This window comes from Aliivibrio thorii, assembly GCF_057368585.1.
On sequence record NZ_CM170655.1, the window covers coordinates 393,032 to 410,864 of the forward strand.

Consider the following 17,833-nt stretch of genomic DNA (forward strand, 5'->3'; position numbering starts at 1 on the left):
ATTTGAATTGGATCGCAAATAAATCTAATGAATGTAAAAGTATTTCACAATGGATATACACAAAAACAGGAAAGTACTCACTAAATTTATGCTTATTTTACTTCTCTTAAGAACTTTTATCCGTAGACTGTCAAACTTTCATACGGTTAATATTTTGTAACGAAAAAAATGCAACGTAATCATACACATGGATTCACCTTAATTGAGCTTATTGCGGTCATCGTTTTAATCTCAATCGTATCTCTCAGTGCTAATAGCTATTTCTCCGGAATTAGTAGCGTATCGACGCAAACATTAAAAACAGAGTTACTGCATTCACTACGCTTAACACAAATTCGAGCCATGAATAGAAATGGATTTTGTAATCGCTGGTTAATTGATGAGCATAGAGCACAGCAAGTCAGCCTAAAGCTGAAACCAGATACGTGCTCAACGGCATTCCCTAATACTCAAAAAAGTAACGAATACCTTGAAAATCAAGACGTCACTTACGTTGCTTCACTAGCAAAATATAATGCTGTTTTTGCATTGAAGGTTAATTCAAATTTAATCGCTCCAAGCACACCTTATGCATTAGATTTCGATTCAATCGGAAGAGTTAAACAATGTGCAAACACACGCTGTGAAATAATGATTTACGGCACATCAACACAAAAAATATGTATTGAGACAGAAGGCTATATTCATGCGTGCTAATCAACAAACAGGCTTTAGTTTAATCTCTATTGTTCTATCGATTATTCTTATTAGCTTTGCCTTAATAACATTGACCGTATTGTTGTTTCCGCGCGCTCAAGACAATGCTCAACTCATCCATTCAACTAAGGCAGCAGAGCTAGGCGCTGCGGTAATGGATGAAATCATCGGGCGTAAATACGATGAAAATAGCGGCCCAAATGGTGGGGTACCAGAATGTAATAGTTCATTAGGTAAAACTTGCACAGCTCCCGACCAACTAGGCCCCGATACTACCGAGGTTATCAATGGTATTCCCAATCGCACTTTATTTAACGATGTCGATGACTTTAATGGATTATCAGGCAGCGTTAAAGATGTATTAGGTGATGATTTAGCTCTGGTTTACCCAAATTTTTCTATTTCTATTCACGTTTTCTATGATGCCAATATCAATCGAAAACTTGATGGCGTTCCAGATGTTATTTCAGGCAACAATAAACGTATTGTTGTCGATGTAACTGACCCAAGTAGACAGCATTATGTATTCTCAGTTATTAGAGGGAATTTTTAATGCACTTACCTAATCGTGGATTCACACTTATTGAAATGACTATTTCAATTGTAGTACTTGCCATCATTGGCCTGTCTCTTAGTGCCATAATCCAACACAGTATGACAATGTATGCCGATACTACAGACAGAGAAGAACTGATTCTTCAGGGGCGTTTTGTCACAGAGCGTATGCATAAAGAGATCCGTGATGCCATTCCAAATAGTTTGCAAGTTAACTCAACTGGAACCTGTATCGAATGGTTGCCTATCGTCAACACAGCAGTCTATGAAACTCTACCAATAAAACCGATGAGGTCCTCTACCCTTCGAATCTTACCAGAAAGAGAGATAAAATCGGGAGATCGACTTGTTGTTATGCCAACATCTGCAACAAACTTATTATCTGCGCTTCCAACAAATGGTCTTGGACGAACAGCCCAAGTTAAACAAGATGTGCTTTTTACCGCAGGTGAGGATGCAACAATGATCGATGTGACTCTAACTCAAGCAACGAGTTTTGAGGTAAGTTCACCTGCCCACCGTTTATATATGTACAGAGAGCCACTTGCTTATTGCTTAGAAGGGTCTCAAATATTCCGATACTCTGATTACCCACTATCACGTAGTGAATTATCCCCAGCAGGATTATCTAACGGAAAACGTCAACTCATGTCTGGTAATATCAAAAATGCATCCTTCCAAATTGAACACCCATCTTTGGTTCGTAACGGTTTAGTTAAGATGCTATTTATTTTTAGCGATAATAATGAAGAGGTAAGATTGGATCATGATGTTCTTATCTTCAACACGCCCTAGTCGCTCTCAGGGCTCAGCCTTAATTCTTACCGTATTTATTCTTGTTGTTGTGGCTTTTCTTGCCTTAATGATGATGAAAAACCAACAAAAGGTGAATACTCATACTGTCACTGCGGTAATGGGAACTCGCACCAACATGGCTGCTCAATCAGGAATACAACTTGATATTAGTGCTTTTTATATGTCAAACGCGGGCAGTTGTTTCGTTGCAAAAAACACTGCCGTTATTTATACCTTTGAAGGTGATGGTTTATCTCAATGCATTGCTAGTGTCACCTGCTCAACTAATGGCAAATTAGACTCCGGAATAGTTGTCCACCAATTAGTCAGTACAGCTCAATGCAAATTTGGCTCCACCACCTTACAACGTATTATTGAAGTAGGTATTCGTGATGCAAGTTAATTTATCTTCTAAAATCGGCATTTTATCGGTTTTTTTTAGCGTATTTTCTCTCTCTTCAACTGCGCACGCTTTTCAAAATATTGACCGCGATACTTACTTCCCTGGCGTTGCCCAAGGGCATAAAAGTTATAATGAAAACTGCCCATACGCGCAATTAGAGCTCAATAACTCAGCTAAAATTAATGAAACTCAAGGTGCCTCTTTAAATTATTGCTCCAGTAACAAAGGCGCAGGATTACCAAGTAATAGCTGTGATGATGGGCGTGGTGGTTATCAATCATGTGAGATCACAGGCAATGTTGCACCTTCTCTATCGCTAGGGCACTTCCAAATAGAGCAAACCACCAGAAACAAAGTTTGTAATACAGGAAGCAAAGCATTTAAAGCAAAGAAATATAATCGGATAGAGATCCGAGATACTTGTCAGGTTAGTCTTAGTAACACGGGTAAATTAATCCATATTGCAAGTTTAGATCTCGAAGATAAAGCAAAGCTTACTCTGACTTCAGGAGATTATTGGATTAAGCAAATATCAACAAGCGGCAATGCTAATATCTATATTTCTGGTGATGTTCGCTTATTTGTTTATTATGATTTGCTTTTAAATAACGATACCAAAATCACTCTTGAAAATAATGCCTCTCTCACTGTTATTGGGTTTAATGATATACAGTTAAACAATAATTCCTCTTTAGAGGGAGACGTATACGCGAATAATCGTCTTTCATTAAATAATGATAGTTATATCAAGGGCCGAATATCGAGCAAAAAATTGTTCATGGAAGGCGATAGCCGTATCAATGATGAAGTAACACCTCCTGAACCACCAGCCTTCCCTGTATTATCGCTTCGCTTAGATGAAGATTCATGGGATGGTTCATATGGTGAAGTACTTGATAGCTCAGGAAATGGCTTTAACGGCACTACCAAAAACTCACCTCAACCAAGAAAAGACAATCCTGCGTTGCCTATTGATATCAATAAGATGGGAACCTGTGGTTATGGAAATTTCAACCACTCTCAAGCGCAATACATTGAAGTGCCTCATAATAGTAAATTATCAAATGAAGATGAGATCACTGTCAGTGCATGGGTCAATCCTCGCTCTTACCCTCATAATGGTAGACTTTCTACTATTATTTCTAAAAACGGTAACTATGAATTTCACTTAAATTCTCGTGGTCAAATAAACTGGTATTGGGAACTAAAAAATACCAATTACCCAATGAACCTGACTACTTCTCAAAGTATTCCTGTAAATAGCTGGTCTCATGTCATTATTCGCTATAACGCACACGATAGAAACAAAGCGTCAATATTCATTAACGGCCAAGAAGTAAAATCTATTGTTGAAGATGTACAACCATTACGACATCTAAAAGAAAACACTCAACCAGTGCAAGTGGCAAATGACTATGATTTATCTCGTACCTTTGATGGCTTAATCGATGAAGTAAAGATTTTCGATCAAGCGCTAAATGACACACAAATTCATGAATTATATGAACTCCGACACCCGTGCCCAGATAACGTTCTACCAACCTGTTACGAAGATGATTTTAACAACACTAATCTCAGCAGTAATTGGGTGACTAGCGCAAGTAGTGGTCGTTTTATCCCAAGAATTATTAATGGACGATTACAGCTAACACAAGCAACAAGAGCGCAATCAACAGCATCATCTTATCAATATCTTTACCCTGCTCTTGGTAACAAGATTGAGGTTGAATTTGATTATATGGCGTATGGCGGTAATGGTGCCGATGGCCTTGCTATTGTATTTTCTGATGCAAATATCACCCCTCAAGCTGGTGCTTTTGGTGGACCTTTAGGTTATGGATTTAAAAATAACTCAGAAGCAGTAAAACCTGGCTTTACTGGCGGCTGGCTTGGTATTGGTCTTGATGAATATGGTAATTACTCTAAAGAAGGTGGTTCAACAAATCATTCATCTTATTCCACAGATCAATCTGTTGTATTACGTGGTTCAGGACAAAATTATTCCGGTTATAACTACATTATCGGTAATAAAGTAACCCCTGACATTGATAATAATAACGGCAATAGCAAAACACATCGATACCGCATTACTATCGATTCAAGAAGTAATAATACTGCAAATGTTACCGTTGAACGCAGTGTCCAATGGAAAGGGGACAGCCCTCGTTTTGGCACAATTATTGGTCCTATCAACGTGCTTGCTCCTCAATACAATCAAGCAGCAGTCCCTGATAATTTCATTATGTCGTTAACAGGATCAACGGGGCAACTGTATAACACTCATGAAATCGACAACTTCAAAGTGTGTGTTTTGTACTCAAAACCAATTGGAGAACAAATAGATCACTTTGAATTTGATCATTCAGGTGAAGGCTCTACTTGTGATGTCTCTGATGTGACTTTGCGAGCTTGTGCGGACGAATCTTGCTCTACCTTATTTACAGATGATGTTGATGTCACTTTAAGCACCTCAAACTTAGGAGGTGACGGTTATTGGTTAAATGGCAATCACATTACCATGCGTAATGGCGTAGCTAATTTATCTATCGGGAAAGCAACACAAGGTAACGTAACTTTAGGGGTCGTAAGTTCTGAGCCATCAACCAAACCATTTAGTGATACCTTATGTAGCATTAACGGCCAATCACTGAGTAAGAACAACTGTTCTTTAATATTCAAACCTGAAGGATTAACGGTGATTGTCCCTGATAAGTTAGCGAATAAGCCAGTCTATGCAACCATAAAAGGATGTGGGAACACCTTTACTGGCACCAAACAAATTCAGCTATGGTCTGACTATATTAATCCAAATACAGCGAACATTATTGGTTCTCCAACGGTTTCGATTGTTGAAAATAATGGATGGAAAACGATAGGAAAAACAGAGTCCTCAGCAACTTCAGTCTCTTTGAATTTTGTAAATAACGAAGCGAGATTACCTCTAAATTATTCTGACGCTGGTCAATTACAATTAAACGTAAAGCACACATTACCTCAACAGCAAATCATTAGAGGCAGTGATACTTTTGTCAGCTTCCCTCTTGGATTGAGTGCCATTGTGGCTGATAGCAATAATTCAACGACAAATAGCCGTTGCCCTTCAGAAGATCCAACTTGTACTATATTTGCTCATGCTGGAGAGGAATTTAATTTATACGTAAGGGCTCACGCATGGGAAAGCCATAGTGATACCAATATTGCAAACAATCTAGTAACACCTAACTACGCCCAAAACATGCTATTACTTGACCATCAATTGATCGCACCTATTGCTTCATCAGGTGGTAATGCAGGTAATTTATTAGTCAATGAATACGACCATACGGCATCACAGGATGGAACTCACCGTATTACACAAAGTATCAGCGAAGTGGGTGTATTTGATATCTCAGTAACGCCTCCAGATAATTACCTAGGCAGCACTGCTTATCAGATCCAATCAGCATCAACGGGGAGTATTGGTCGTTTTACGCCCGCTTATTTTTCAATGTCAGCAGAGCAGCCAAGCATTACTGATGCTTGTGGCTCTTATACTTATATGGGACAAACATTCGAATTTGATGCTCTCCCAACACTTGAAATCACTCCTCTTTCTCAAACAGGCGGACAACTTCAAAATTACAACATTAGTAATTGGTGGAAATACCGAAACGGATGGGACTTCAGAACGTATGCAGCAACCCCTTCGAATATTGACGTTATCGATGCAGACAGCTTATCCATTCTTAACCGTCATAGTGGATTTGCTAAACCCGGTAATGTGGTAAAGCTAAGAAATAAAAACCAAGTTCAGCTGCAAGGTGCTGAATTGCGCTATAAGAAGCCCTTTGTTCCTCACCCTCCAACCAATGATGCTATTACACTGGCTCTAACGGATGAAGATTTAAAGGATACTGATGGTATTTGTTATAAATTAAATTCATCTGGCACTTGTCTTGGTTATAATTTTCCACTGGCACCTACGCATCGTCAAGAGTGGGGCCGCATCACTATGGCCGACTCTTATGGCTCTGAGCTTTCATCTTTAGAATCAACAATCACAACAGAATCATACATTGGCGGGCGTTTTGAAAGAAATAACGACAACTGCACCATTCTAAAACCAAATTACTTCACTTTTAATGTCGGTAATGATCCTGCCGCATTACCAGTAGGAAAAGGAACCACATCTGCAAATTTAACAGGCACTGATGTTGATAATGGCTTAACAAGCATGGAATTTAGCGCTCCGGGGAATGGAAACAAAGGGAAAGTAATTCCTACTCTTTCTTTACTTAAATTACCTTGGCTACAGCAAGATGCAGATCGCGATGATTCATTTGAAGATTCAATTCAGGCCATGATTCATTTTGGAATTTATAGAGGCAGCGATCGTATTATATGGAGCCGCGAACAACTAAATTAGTGCTACTATGTCTTAGTATGCTCTACGGCATCAAAGCCAAATAAGAATAAAGGAAATTCCATGAAAAACGATTATACCTACCCAATTGGTACTCCAGGTAAAGCTTGGGGCGAAGCAGAAAAAGCAGCTTGGCTTGCAAGCATGACAGTAAAACGTTCATATCAGGAAGAAGTAGCAACCAAAATTCATGCGTTTTCTGATCGCTTCGATATCTCGCAATATGGTGCGCTATCATATGACGAAACACGCTTTCCACTGCTGTGCATTAAAACTCGCCAATGGGATAATGCAAAACCTACGCTATTGATTAGTGGTGGTGTTCATGGTTATGAAACTTCAGGCGTTCATGGTGCACTTCAATTTGTAGACACTAAAGCTGAGCACTATAGCCAATGGTTTAATATTGTCGTTGCACCTTGCGTTAGCCCATGGGGTTACGAAGTAATTAACCGTTGGAACCCAACAGCGACAGACCCAAACCGTTCATTTTATGCAGATAGCCCTGCTGAAGAGTCGTCAGGATTAATGGCATTAGTTGCGTCACTTGAAACGCCTATCTTTGCGCATATTGATCTGCATGAAACGACTGACAGCGATGAAACTGAATTTCGCCCTGCATTAGCCGCACGCGATGGATTAGAATACATCGAAGGCTATATCCCCGATGGCTTCTATACTGTAGGCGATACAGAAAAACCAGCAACAGCATTCCAAACAGCAATTATTGATTCAGTTCGTACTGTTACGCACATTGCCCCACCTGATGAAAATAACCAAATTATTGGCTCAGATGTAGTACAAGAAGGCGTTATTGAATACCCAACTAAGAAGTTGGGTTTGTGTGCAGGTCTAACCGATGCTGATTTTGTATCGACAACTGAAGTGTACCCTGATAGTGATAAAGTCACCGCACAAGAGTGTAATGATGCCCAAGTTGCGGCCATTGTTGGCGCATTAGAGTACCTGCTAGCTCAACGTTAACGATTACGTTCTCGTATTTAGAAAATAGATGAACTCACTCAATAAATCCAAATTTTGAATGATTCATCTATTCCCCATTTAACTATTGATTATTTATCCACCGATAGCGACATAATATAAATATTTATCACTATTTAATAAAATAAAACCCTAAATAACCCTCTTACTTACACTATTTACACAATGAAACTTTAAGAATAACGTACTTTGTTACATTCTTTTGATGGTAAAATATTTAGAGTAATTACTTAAAAGAGAATCCTTATGTGGAACAAACTAAATAAGTCCATGATGTTTTGCCAAATGATGTTTGGCTTATCATTCTATGGCGTAATGGTTATTTTAACTCGCTTTTTCCTTGAAGAGCTAAATTATAGCGAAGCTGACACCATGATGGTGGTAGGTGCTTTCTCATCAATAGGGCCTTTATTTGCTATTGCTGGTGGCTTCATTGCTGATAAATTCTTAGGAGCTTATCGTTCACTAACGATCAGTTATCTTGGCTTTTCTACGGGTTATGCTTTATTAGTTTTGGGCTCGTACACTACGAATGTTCCCATGGCACTGTGTGGTATCGCACTGGCAAGTTATGCTCGTGGTTTAATGTCGCCTTCTTACCCTAGCCTTTATAAACGCACCTTTGATACTCAAGAGCACTTTGAGAACTGCTACCCTGTTAACTACTCAGTTAATAACGTTGGTGCTCTATTAGGCCAATACCTATTCCCAATGTTTGTTCTTGTTATAGGTTTTCACGGAAGCTTCTTATTATCTGCTATTTTGGCATTCTTCGCTTTAGCTACTTTAGTTTTTTTCCGTAAATCACTATTAACCGTAGGCGCAGATATTGACCAAAAACCGGTAAGTTCTAAAAACTGGATTTCATTTTTAATTACTTCTGCAGCAATGATTGCACTTGTATTCTTCATGTTCTCAAATATGGATATTGGCCAAAATATCGTTTACGCCATTGGTTTAGCAGCGATTGGTTATTTCATTTTCTTAATGCTTAAATCTGAAAAACCAGATGCATTAAAAATGGGAACCATCCTTATTATGACAGTCTTAACGACAGCATTCTTTGTTTACTACGGTCAGATGATGACATCAATGACAATGGTAACCATCAATACTATGCGTGGTGATCTATTCGACCTTATCCCTATCGCACCTGAAGCATCAATGGCCATGAATCCATTATGGTGTATCGTTGCTGGTCCTGTAATCGCGATGATTTTCTCTGCACTTGAAAAGCGTGATATTCATCTTTCAACCGCAACGAAAATTGGCTTTGCATTCATATTAACGGCAATTGCATTTGGTATTTTAACCATGGCGGTGATGAGCGTTGGTGAAGATGCCGTTATTCGTCCTGAAGTATTCTTACTTATTCACTTCTTCCAAGCGTTTGCTGAAGTTATTGTAGGTAGTTTAGTCGTTGCATTTATTTTGTCTGTGGCGCCCAAACACATTGAAGGATTTTCAGTAAGTCTATTCTCAGTAGCAATGGCATTAAGTGGCATTATAGGTGCGGTATTCTCAACCTCTATAGCTCAAGAAAAAGGCCACGTAATCACTCAAGAATTTGTACAAACGATTTATGGAAATTACTTCCAACTATTAACCGTGCTTGCAGTTGTGATGGTTGTAGTTGCATTTGTTGCTTCGTTTATTATTCGTAAAATGCTTGAAAGCAGTAAACAAGCAGAAATTGCGTTATCTGAATCAAAAGCATAATACTTAATTAAAAAAAGCCCAACCCTCATTATGAGTGTTAGGCTTTTTTATAATCTATCGTTACCCGAAAAAGAAGAACAGCTCCATTTCATTAGCATTTTTTCTAACTCTTTGGCCTTATATGGTTTATGCAAAATATCATCCATTCCGGCATTCATACAGCTATCTACTTCTGTTGATGTTGTTCCCGCGGTCAAGGCGATTATCGGTTTACTGTACCCTTGCTCTCGCAATCTTTTTGTCGTTTCAAAGCCATCCATTATCGGCATTCGACAATCCATTAAAATAACATCAACCTCTTTCTGCTCTAAAAATGCCAAGGCTTCTTGACCATCGTTCGCAAAATCTGGCTGTATATTTACTTTAGCAAGCATCATATTCAAAATGACTTGGTTCATTTTAATATCTTCAACAGCCAAGACTGAAAGCCCTCCAATAGAATGAGAGCAATCAATACACTCTTTAGACTTCACTGTTTTTTTAGAAGCGACAATTAATGGGATAATAGCCGTAAATACCGCGCCTTTACCTAATTCACTTTTTAACGTTAACTCACCTTCCATTTTATCAACGAGTGATTTACAAATAGAAAGTCCCAAACCTGTGCCTTCAAACTGTCGTTGGCTTGAATTATCCACTTGTGTGAATGGGTCAAATAACGTCGCTTGTTTTTCCAGTGGAATACCACACCCGCTATCAGAGACAGTGAAGTGCAACGCCCCCTCATTCCAAGAAATAGAAAAAACAATCTCGCCTTCTTTAGTAAATTTAATCGCGTTACCAATCAAATTTACTAATATCTGTTGAATTCGATCAACATCACCCCACAATTCAGTTGGTAGTGTATTTTCAATGTCAACGACAAAACTCAGCCTCTTCTCTTCTATCTGGTGAGCAAACATATGTTTAATGGTTTGAATCAATATCGCTGGTTCAAATTGAATGCTCGTTAACTGCAGCATTCCTGCATTCATTTTACTAAAATCAAGTAAATCATTAATAATAACCCTTAGCATTTCACCTGATTGATGAATGGTCGTTAATAACGTTTTCTGATAACTCGTTATTTTCGTGTCTTCCATCAACTCAGCAGAGCCTAAAAGTCCATTTAATGGTGTCCGCAATTCATGGTTTATCATGGCCACAAAATCACGGGTTGATTGCTCTGAATTCTCAGCTCTTTGTTTTTCTATCATTGTTTTTTCAAGCAATTGTTGACGTATAAATGCAGCACTTAACATCTCTGAAAATAAACGACATTGTTTCTCAATCGTTTGATGCCACGTCTTACTTGGTGGGTTATTAAACGTAAATTGCAATGAACCACATCGTTCATTTTTATGATGCAAGTAAACAATGATATGAGAGCCACTCAAGCTCCAATTAAACTCAGCGCTAGAGTGCTCTAATTCATCGTCACATAGAACAGTGTCTCCTGAAATTAATACAGACTGAAGGTGCCTATGAAGATTGAATTCAGGAAAAATAGTGAGACGTAATGTTGCGATACCATCAATACTAACTAGGTCATCTAACAAGCGTTGTAAGAGGATACTTGATGGTTCTTCTTGTAGAAAAGCTTGATTATAATCTAATAAAATAGCATCCAGATATCCTTTAAATTGAAGTAACACAACGTCTTTTTCGGCCTTTTCTTGAACAATAAGTAGTGTTTCTTCCACTAATTGCTTAGCCGTAAATAGCTCACGACTCTTTTGTTCAAGAAGCATTTCTGCTGCCTTACGAGCCGCTTTTTCTCGTTGCACTTTTCGATTTAATAGCTCGACCATTTTATCGTTATCCATAATCACCTCTTCACACAAATCATTGCATTTTTAAGGTAAAACGAACTTGAGAGCCATCTTCTTGGACTGACGCCATTTGAATATCTATTTTTTCATTGAAGTGTTCTGCGCAACCTTGAATTAAGCCAAAACAAACATGAGAAAAGCATCGTGCTGAGATGTAATCCATTACCATTTCTGAATCGGTATTAGAAATAAAAATGAATTGAGGAGGATTTGCGTCGGCATATAACTTTTTCACTTCTATATGAATATAGTTTTCTACTTGCCGAATAAAATCAAACGTCGAAGAGGACTTACCTTGTAAACCCGGCATACTATTAAACAAGGTTAAAAATACAGATTTACCATAGACTTCTTGTAAGTCTTCAATACTAATGCCTGTCAGTTTGCTCAAAGAAATAATTAATTTGACTAGATCTTTATGATCGTAAGTTCCAACAGAAGTATAAGCCCCTTCATCATTATTTTGATCGAGCATTTCTTGGCACACTTCTAACCCGAATGTATCTTCAACTAATTCTAAAAACTCTGAAAAAATAATCCCTTTCATATCACGTCCTTTTATCGCTTCGTATTTTTATGATGCCACTTTTCAAGTTTAGGTAAAAATAACGATAGAAGGTAATTGATATACTGATATTTATTCTGTTTTTGTCATTTACTAGACATGAAACCTGTATTTTTTATAAAAACCCAGCAACATACTATTTTAAAGTGCACTTAAGCAGTAAGCATCATTCTAAAGAGAGGGATATATGCATCAAGAAGGTAACAACGTTGATGATTCTTTAAAATCATCAACGTAACTACATAGTTCCACTTTGTACTTTATAAAACACGACACCAAATAATGCGGCAAAGATCAACACTGTAATCGCTATTTTTAACCAAATAAACTTCATATTTCTCCTTTTATCTATACATATAAGTATTTTCATACCTTCATATCATAATAAACTTAAGGCTATAGGCTACAAACCAGAGTAATAATTGTCTCGATTTCTCTTTTATTTGAACATTTATTAAAATAAAGGCACTTTTTTTTATGTAATCCTATAGACTTAATACTATTAATAGAATAAATAAATCATTCGAGCTCTACTCATGAAAACATTACTGTCTCTCATTCCATTTTTACTTTTTCTTAATGGTTGCCAATTAGAACAGGAGAGCGAATCTGAAACCGTTGTATGCAGTAAAGATGAGTTCCTTTTTTCGCTACCAAAGCATATTTTAGATTATAGAGATTCCATGGCTACATTCTCTCAAGAGGGTGGGGAAACCCCGTTAAACTCTGTTCAATTTGAGAGTAAATGCATACCTAAATCTTCATTTAGAGAGCTTGCTGAACGTAGTGCAAAAGATATTTTAATTTCAAATTATAAAAATTCAGGTCGAGTAACGCATTTTAGGATCAAGGATAACGTCGCTTATGTGGAACTCGCGGCACATACTGACGGTTGGCCGGGAGTGTCTGCATCATTGGCCGCCGTTGAACCTATTATTAAACGAAATTTATTCTTAAATAGTAAGGTGGAAGATGTCGTTGTTGGTGAAATTCTCGATTAATAAAATAGAACACTGCTTCTATATAATCTATGCACAAAAATCATAGTTATCGTTACAAATAGTCATTTGCTTCATAGCCTCCCTTTCCCTACTATTCGCGCTCTTATTTTTAACCCTAAGAGCGCAGCATGTTTTCACAATCCATTTTCGCTCAATTAATCAGAATGAGTGTCCTATTAGTTTTATCCTTAGTTGCGGTACACAACTCTCCTGCATTGTTGAATTTATTAGCTCAACAAGCGGTCAACAGCGGTTGCCATCAACAAACAGGGCAAGACGATAGCCATCATCATTCTCATCATCACCATTAAGAGCACATTATGAGTATTTTTCGTTTTCCACCACTAGTATGGCTTGGGATCGGGATTTTAATTATCAGTCTAGGGATCAGACAATCATTCGGCATTTTTATGATGCCAATTTCAGACCATTTCCAAACTGGTCGTGAGTTTTTTAGTTTTGCTATCGCACTACAAAACCTTTTATTTGGTATTTTCCAACCCTTTGTTGGCATGGCATCAGATAAGTGGGGCTCCAAGCGTATTATCATGTTAGGTGCTGTCTCTTATTCATTGGGACTGGTTCTTACGTCTGTCGCAACTGAACCAAGCATGTTGTATTTATCGCTTGGCGCTCTCGTTGGTTTTGGCTTAAGTGCCACAAGCTATGTCATTATTTTGGGTGCAGTGGCTAAAGTCGTCCCTGCTGAACACGCAGCAAAAGCGTTTGGTTTAACAACGGCTGCAGGTTCTTTTGGTATGTTTGCGGTTATTCCTGGCGCTCAAACCTTAATGCATAATTTTAACTGGCAGTTCGCATTACAAGTATTCGCCATGCTATGTACGCTTATTATTACCTTTGCTTTGTTTATGAAAACAGCAAAGCCATCAGAAAAACAAACAGAAGAAGAAAATACGCAGACATTAACCGAGGCGCTAAAAGAAGCATTTGCTAACAAAAGCTACTGGTTAATCCACGCAGGGTTCTTTGTATGTGGCTTTCATGTGATGTTCATTGCTACCCATCTACCTAGTTACTTAGCCGATAAAGATCTCCCCGCTTCAAGTGCGGCAATGGCATTGGCTTATGTGGGTATTTTTAATATCTTCGGATCATATTTCTGGGGTGTGATGGGCGATAAATACAGTAAGCGACACGTAATGTCTGCATTGTATTTTGTCCGTACGATTGTGATCGGCGCATTTGTAACGCTACCAGTTACTGAACACACAGCGGCTATTTTTGGTGGTGCCATTGGTTTCTGTTGGTTAGGGACTGTGCCATTAACGTCTGGCTTGGTTCGTCAGATCTTCGGGGCTCGTTACTTATCAACTCTGTATGGATTAGTCTTCTTTACTCATCAGGTTGGTAGTTTCTTAGGTGCTTGGGCTGGTGGTCGAATTTATGATTACTATGGCTCATACGAACCAATCTGGTGGTCTACGGTCGTTCTTGCTTTCTGTGCAGCTCTAATCCATTTACCGATTAATGATAAACCACTGGTAAGATTGTCATTACAAACAGTATAAATATCTTGAGTTAAATACAAAAAAGCCGATACATTTTAAGGTGTATCAGCTTTTTAATGTTACGGTTATTTAACCATACTGCTATTAACGATATTTATAATCAATCCAACCATTACTAAACTTCCATTGGTTACCATTCGACCAATATACTTCTGATTGTTGCGTACATTGGTTTCCACTATTAATAAAACCTACACCATAAAAATCGGTTTTGTTAATTGCACACAATTCTTGCCCATTATTAGTCACCGCTCGCTCACCTTTTCTCTCTGGGGAATAAAGTGATAGCCATTCAAATTCATTAACTGGGGATTCCACTGTTACTTTATCACCACTTGGTAAACGATAAGTGATCTCTTCACCACTAGTACAGCGGTATTGAGAGCCTTCGGTTTCTTCAACATAGCCATGTAACGTTGTTGAACCCATTTCTGTTGTATACTCAAAACGACACAGATACGGATCATCACCATGGATCGGCATTTTCGCTAACATCATACGCTCCTGATTATTAAGGTTATCTGGTGCGAATTGATCTGAATGAGTAAACCAACCTTGTGGCATATCAGAGAATGTCATGAAATAATCATCAAGCGGATACATGTGTGATTCACTGCGGTGCTTACGTTTACCATGACTTATGCCAGCATAATGATACTCAGTGTTTTCTTCTTTATAAAATCCATTGATGTTATCGTCCATGTAAGGCATATCACCCTTACGGATGTGGTAGTTTGCAACCACTGTCATTAATGGCTGCCAACCATTACCACCATTCGCAAAACTGGTGTTGTGGCTATAAGATTTTCCATCAAAACCGTGACCAAATTCATGCGCAATAATGCCCCATTGACCGTAGTAGTGGCTATAGAACATCCATGAATCCACCCCCATGATAGCCGCAGATCCTAGTCCGCCTCCCATTGCTGTAATGCCAACATTAACAAATGGACGCTTTAACATACTATTGTAATAATGCTTATAGTCTTCATCTGTAAAGTAACCACCCGGTTGATCCACAGGTCCCGCATACGCATGCATGTTGTAGCCCATGATATCTTCAAAATTAAACCAGATATGTTTAAATTCATCTGACGAGACAAGGTGGGCAAAGTTAGTCATGATAATCAACCATTCACGAGCATACAAGCCATTCATATCACGCCACTTATGATCGGCAGTGCCTGCAAATCGAATTTCCCACGTTGGTTTTAAACGAGATAATTTTTGTGCAAACTCATCTGAACTAGAGCTAAAACGATGTTCAAAAAGATCTTTTACTTCAATATCACTCGAAAATAAATCAGAAAGATCAAATACACCATCACCATTAGCGCTATTAAATTGGTAATTTGAACTGAATGCAGATAACGGTAAAACAATTTGTGCATAAGCAGGAATACGATCAATCGTCCCAAGCTTAAACCACTTGTCTACACCATTTAATTTTAACTCAGAAGATATATCGCGTAACTCTTGAGCCGCATAGTTTGTAATTTGAACAGTATTATTATCTAGTAATTTAGTTTGAACTAATGAGTTAATGTTAACCGAACGCAACTCTCGGTTCATTAAAACATCATGCGCTTCATCATTAGTTAAAATCTGAGTTACTGATGTCGGCATTAATTGTTCAAATTTAATCGTATTTTGCTCAATGCTATCACCAGATATAAATGTAATTTCATTATTCAATAAATGATTAATTGAAATTTTCTCATTCGTGGCAGTTACCATTTCATTATTTGAAAAATGAATATCTTTCAAACTAGAAATCGCTTTACCATCTAATGCATTGATCGTTCTTTTTGGTTCACCAAGCTCAAAATCATTTTGAATAAAGGCATCAACATCATGCCATTCAATACGATTATTAAAGCTGACTACTAACGTATTATTATCTACGTCTATTTTTTGTACGTTAATTGACACTACTTTTTCAGCGGCTAAATTAACACCATCGACTAATGCTTGCTCTACTTTCGTTAAATCATAAATAAAGTAACCACGATCCGCCGTAGAAACAATAAGATGCTCACCAATTGTGTGCATTTGCACTTTACGATTACTGTATTTTCCTTCAAAAATCAGGAAACCTGCACGCTTAGCATAATTAGGATTATCAAGTGTTAAATCTTTTTGGCGATACACCGATATACGAGTTTGTGCATCAGTTACAAAAACATAATCTTTTGTTGCCGCCGAAGCTTGTGCATGAATAAGTCCGTTTGAACCCGACCATGAACCAGTGCCAGATCCTAAAGAGATGACCAATTCATTATTGTTTTCTAAATCAAAAATATCAACACGGTTTGAAGAAAGAGAAGAAACGTATAAACGCCCGTCAGTAATGGAGATTTCATTAATACGATTATATGCTTGGTACCCACGCGGGGTATCAATTCCCTCAATGCGACCAATCACTTCTTTAGTATTAACATCTAAAATAGTGACAAATGCGGGGTTCGTATCTTGAGTTACAAACAATTTATCTTGGTAACGCTCAACTGCCGTAATTGCTAAAGTTTCAACACCCAATTGCTCAGCTGTGATAAATGAACCATTACTGAAGTACTGTTGGGTTGTTTCAAAATCATTCACTTTGCAAGAACTCGTTTCAAGTACGACACGAGTTAGGCCATCAATATCAACGGTTCCTTTTGGATAATATTCCATCAAACAGCCATTGCCGTAATCATAATTACCAAATAATTTATTAACTACAACAACACCGCCTTCTGTCCACGTTAACTCCCAGTCGCTATCGATAAAGTCAAACACATTACGGAATGCTGTTTCATCAAGAAATGGTTTTGGTAAATCAAAGAAAATATAATTATCATCTGTAATGTAATATTTCATACCATTAACTTCAATCTGGCGGCGGCCATTTTCAGTAATAATATTATTAATATCTGATGCGTAAACATGTAATTCATTAATTTTATTTACAATTTTTTGATGTAGAGCTTCAGACGTCGATTTAAAGTAGATTTGCTCTGCATCACTATTTATTGCATAAACATTCGCTGACAATAGCGATGCTATAATAGCAGGTAAAAATTTAATTTCCATAAAACCTCCAATAAGAAACACATAATTAATTCACGACATGAATATATTGGTAATGTAATTAAATATATAAAATTAAGCCATACAGAATAAGTGATATTAAGTCAGAAAAAGAACGATACATTAATGAAATATTTTTATCGTCATAAGAAGTAATTCTTATTACTTAATTTTATTTCTAAATAACTGACCAGAAAATTATTTTTTAAAATAGAGAAATTAAACGGGCACCTACTTTAAATGAAGTTTATTTCATAAAATTTTGAACTTACAGTGAAAACTA

13 protein-coding genes are annotated in these 17,833 nt (G+C 37.6%); 10 read left to right on the forward strand and 3 right to left on the reverse strand.

Annotation, left to right across the window (positions count from 1 at the left end):
* Nucleotides 1–168: 168 nt before the first annotated feature.
* From AC2IP4_RS15980 to AC2IP4_RS16010, 7 genes are all read left to right on the forward strand, one after another.
* On the forward strand, nucleotides 169–696 hold the full coding sequence (locus AC2IP4_RS15980; RefSeq protein ID WP_486311123.1) for a pilus assembly FimT family protein: 528 nt from the start codon (nucleotides 169–171) through the stop codon (nucleotides 694–696).
* Nucleotides 686–1,249 (forward strand): type II secretion system protein, encoded by a 564-nt coding sequence (locus AC2IP4_RS15985; RefSeq protein ID WP_486311124.1) that lies wholly within the window; start codon nucleotides 686–688, stop codon nucleotides 1,247–1,249. The genes AC2IP4_RS15980 and AC2IP4_RS15985 overlap by 11 nt, the downstream gene beginning before the upstream one ends.
* Nucleotides 1,249–2,046: a PilW family protein gene (locus AC2IP4_RS15990; RefSeq protein ID WP_486311125.1), complete on the forward strand. Its 798-nt coding sequence runs from the start codon at nucleotides 1,249–1,251 to the stop codon at nucleotides 2,044–2,046. Before AC2IP4_RS15985 ends, AC2IP4_RS15990 begins: the two co-directional genes overlap by 1 nt.
* Nucleotides 2,018–2,449, forward strand: coding sequence for an MSHA biogenesis protein MshP (locus AC2IP4_RS15995; protein WP_486311126.1), 432 nt, complete (start codon nucleotides 2,018–2,020; stop codon nucleotides 2,447–2,449). Before AC2IP4_RS15990 ends, AC2IP4_RS15995 begins: the two co-directional genes overlap by 29 nt.
* Nucleotides 2,439–6,854: a DUF6701 domain-containing protein gene (locus AC2IP4_RS16000; protein WP_486311127.1), complete on the forward strand. Its 4,416-nt coding sequence runs from the start codon at nucleotides 2,439–2,441 to the stop codon at nucleotides 6,852–6,854. Before AC2IP4_RS15995 ends, AC2IP4_RS16000 begins: the two co-directional genes overlap by 11 nt.
* A 60-nt stretch (nucleotides 6,855–6,914) precedes the next feature.
* On the forward strand, nucleotides 6,915–7,835 hold the full coding sequence (locus AC2IP4_RS16005; protein WP_375320121.1) for a M14 family metallopeptidase: 921 nt from the start codon (nucleotides 6,915–6,917) through the stop codon (nucleotides 7,833–7,835).
* A gap of 264 nt (nucleotides 7,836–8,099) precedes the next feature.
* The gene (locus tag AC2IP4_RS16010; protein WP_375320120.1) at nucleotides 8,100–9,572 is read left to right on the forward strand and encodes a peptide MFS transporter; all 1,473 of its coding nucleotides are present in this window, start codon (nucleotides 8,100–8,102) and stop codon (nucleotides 9,570–9,572) included.
* Nucleotides 9,573–9,619: 47 nt separating this feature from the next.
* Here the strand turns inward: AC2IP4_RS16010 and AC2IP4_RS16015 are convergent, their stop codons facing one another.
* Both AC2IP4_RS16015 and AC2IP4_RS16020 read right to left on the reverse strand, forming a co-directional pair.
* Nucleotides 9,620–11,377, reverse strand: coding sequence for an ATP-binding protein (locus AC2IP4_RS16015; RefSeq protein WP_375320119.1), 1,758 nt, complete (start codon nucleotides 11,375–11,377; stop codon nucleotides 9,620–9,622).
* 19 nt (nucleotides 11,378–11,396) lie between these two features.
* Nucleotides 11,397–11,930 (reverse strand): heme NO-binding domain-containing protein, encoded by a 534-nt coding sequence (locus AC2IP4_RS16020; protein WP_105056447.1) that lies wholly within the window; start codon nucleotides 11,928–11,930, stop codon nucleotides 11,397–11,399.
* Nucleotides 11,931–12,484: 554 nt separating this feature from the next.
* Here AC2IP4_RS16020 and AC2IP4_RS16025 point away from each other — a divergent pair.
* From AC2IP4_RS16025 to AC2IP4_RS16035, 3 genes are all read left to right on the forward strand, one after another.
* Complete coding sequence (locus AC2IP4_RS16025) at nucleotides 12,485–12,949, forward strand: hypothetical protein (protein WP_375320118.1); 465 nt, start codon at nucleotides 12,485–12,487, stop codon at nucleotides 12,947–12,949.
* A 128-nt stretch (nucleotides 12,950–13,077) separates the two neighbouring features.
* Entirely contained in the window at nucleotides 13,078–13,260 is a 183-nt protein-coding gene (locus AC2IP4_RS16030) for a hypothetical protein (RefSeq protein ID WP_375320117.1), read from the forward strand.
* A gap of 9 nt (nucleotides 13,261–13,269) precedes the next feature.
* On the forward strand, nucleotides 13,270–14,478 hold the full coding sequence (locus AC2IP4_RS16035; protein ID WP_375320116.1) for an MFS transporter: 1,209 nt from the start codon (nucleotides 13,270–13,272) through the stop codon (nucleotides 14,476–14,478).
* An 84-nt stretch (nucleotides 14,479–14,562) separates the two neighbouring features.
* On the opposite strand, the gene AC2IP4_RS16040 is transcribed toward AC2IP4_RS16035, so the two are convergent.
* Entirely contained in the window at nucleotides 14,563–17,553 is a 2,991-nt protein-coding gene (locus AC2IP4_RS16040; RefSeq protein WP_486311128.1) for a YncE family protein, read from the reverse strand.
* Between the last annotated feature and the right edge of the window lie 280 nt (nucleotides 17,554–17,833).

What these genes read in the sequence shown, in the direction of transcription:
- AC2IP4_RS16000 (WP_486311127.1), top strand. Translation starts at nt 2,439, where the DNA reads ATGCAAGTTAATTTATCTTCTAAAATCGGCATTTTATCGGTTTTTTTT.
- AC2IP4_RS16030 (WP_375320117.1), top strand. Translation starts at nt 13,078, where the DNA reads ATGTTTTCACAATCCATTTTCGCTCAATTAATCAGAATGAGTGTCCTA.
- AC2IP4_RS16010 (WP_375320120.1), top strand. Translation starts at nt 8,100, where the DNA reads ATGTGGAACAAACTAAATAAGTCCATGATGTTTTGCCAAATGATGTTT.
- AC2IP4_RS16035 (WP_375320116.1), top strand. Translation starts at nt 13,270, where the DNA reads ATGAGTATTTTTCGTTTTCCACCACTAGTATGGCTTGGGATCGGGATT.
- AC2IP4_RS15995 (WP_486311126.1), top strand. Translation starts at nt 2,018, where the DNA reads ATGATGTTCTTATCTTCAACACGCCCTAGTCGCTCTCAGGGCTCAGCC.
- AC2IP4_RS16040 (WP_486311128.1), bottom strand. Translation starts at nt 17,553, where the DNA reads ATGGAAATTAAATTTTTACCTGCTATTATAGCATCGCTATTGTCAGCG.
- AC2IP4_RS15990 (WP_486311125.1), top strand. Translation starts at nt 1,249, where the DNA reads ATGCACTTACCTAATCGTGGATTCACACTTATTGAAATGACTATTTCA.
- AC2IP4_RS16025 (WP_375320118.1), top strand. Translation starts at nt 12,485, where the DNA reads ATGAAAACATTACTGTCTCTCATTCCATTTTTACTTTTTCTTAATGGT.
- AC2IP4_RS16020 (WP_105056447.1), bottom strand. Translation starts at nt 11,930, where the DNA reads ATGAAAGGGATTATTTTTTCAGAGTTTTTAGAATTAGTTGAAGATACA.
- AC2IP4_RS16015 (WP_375320119.1), bottom strand. Translation starts at nt 11,377, where the DNA reads ATGGATAACGATAAAATGGTCGAGCTATTAAATCGAAAAGTGCAACGA.
- AC2IP4_RS16005 (WP_375320121.1), top strand. Translation starts at nt 6,915, where the DNA reads ATGAAAAACGATTATACCTACCCAATTGGTACTCCAGGTAAAGCTTGG.
- AC2IP4_RS15980 (WP_486311123.1), top strand. Translation starts at nt 169, where the DNA reads ATGCAACGTAATCATACACATGGATTCACCTTAATTGAGCTTATTGCG.
- AC2IP4_RS15985 (WP_486311124.1), top strand. Translation starts at nt 686, where the DNA reads ATGCGTGCTAATCAACAAACAGGCTTTAGTTTAATCTCTATTGTTCTA.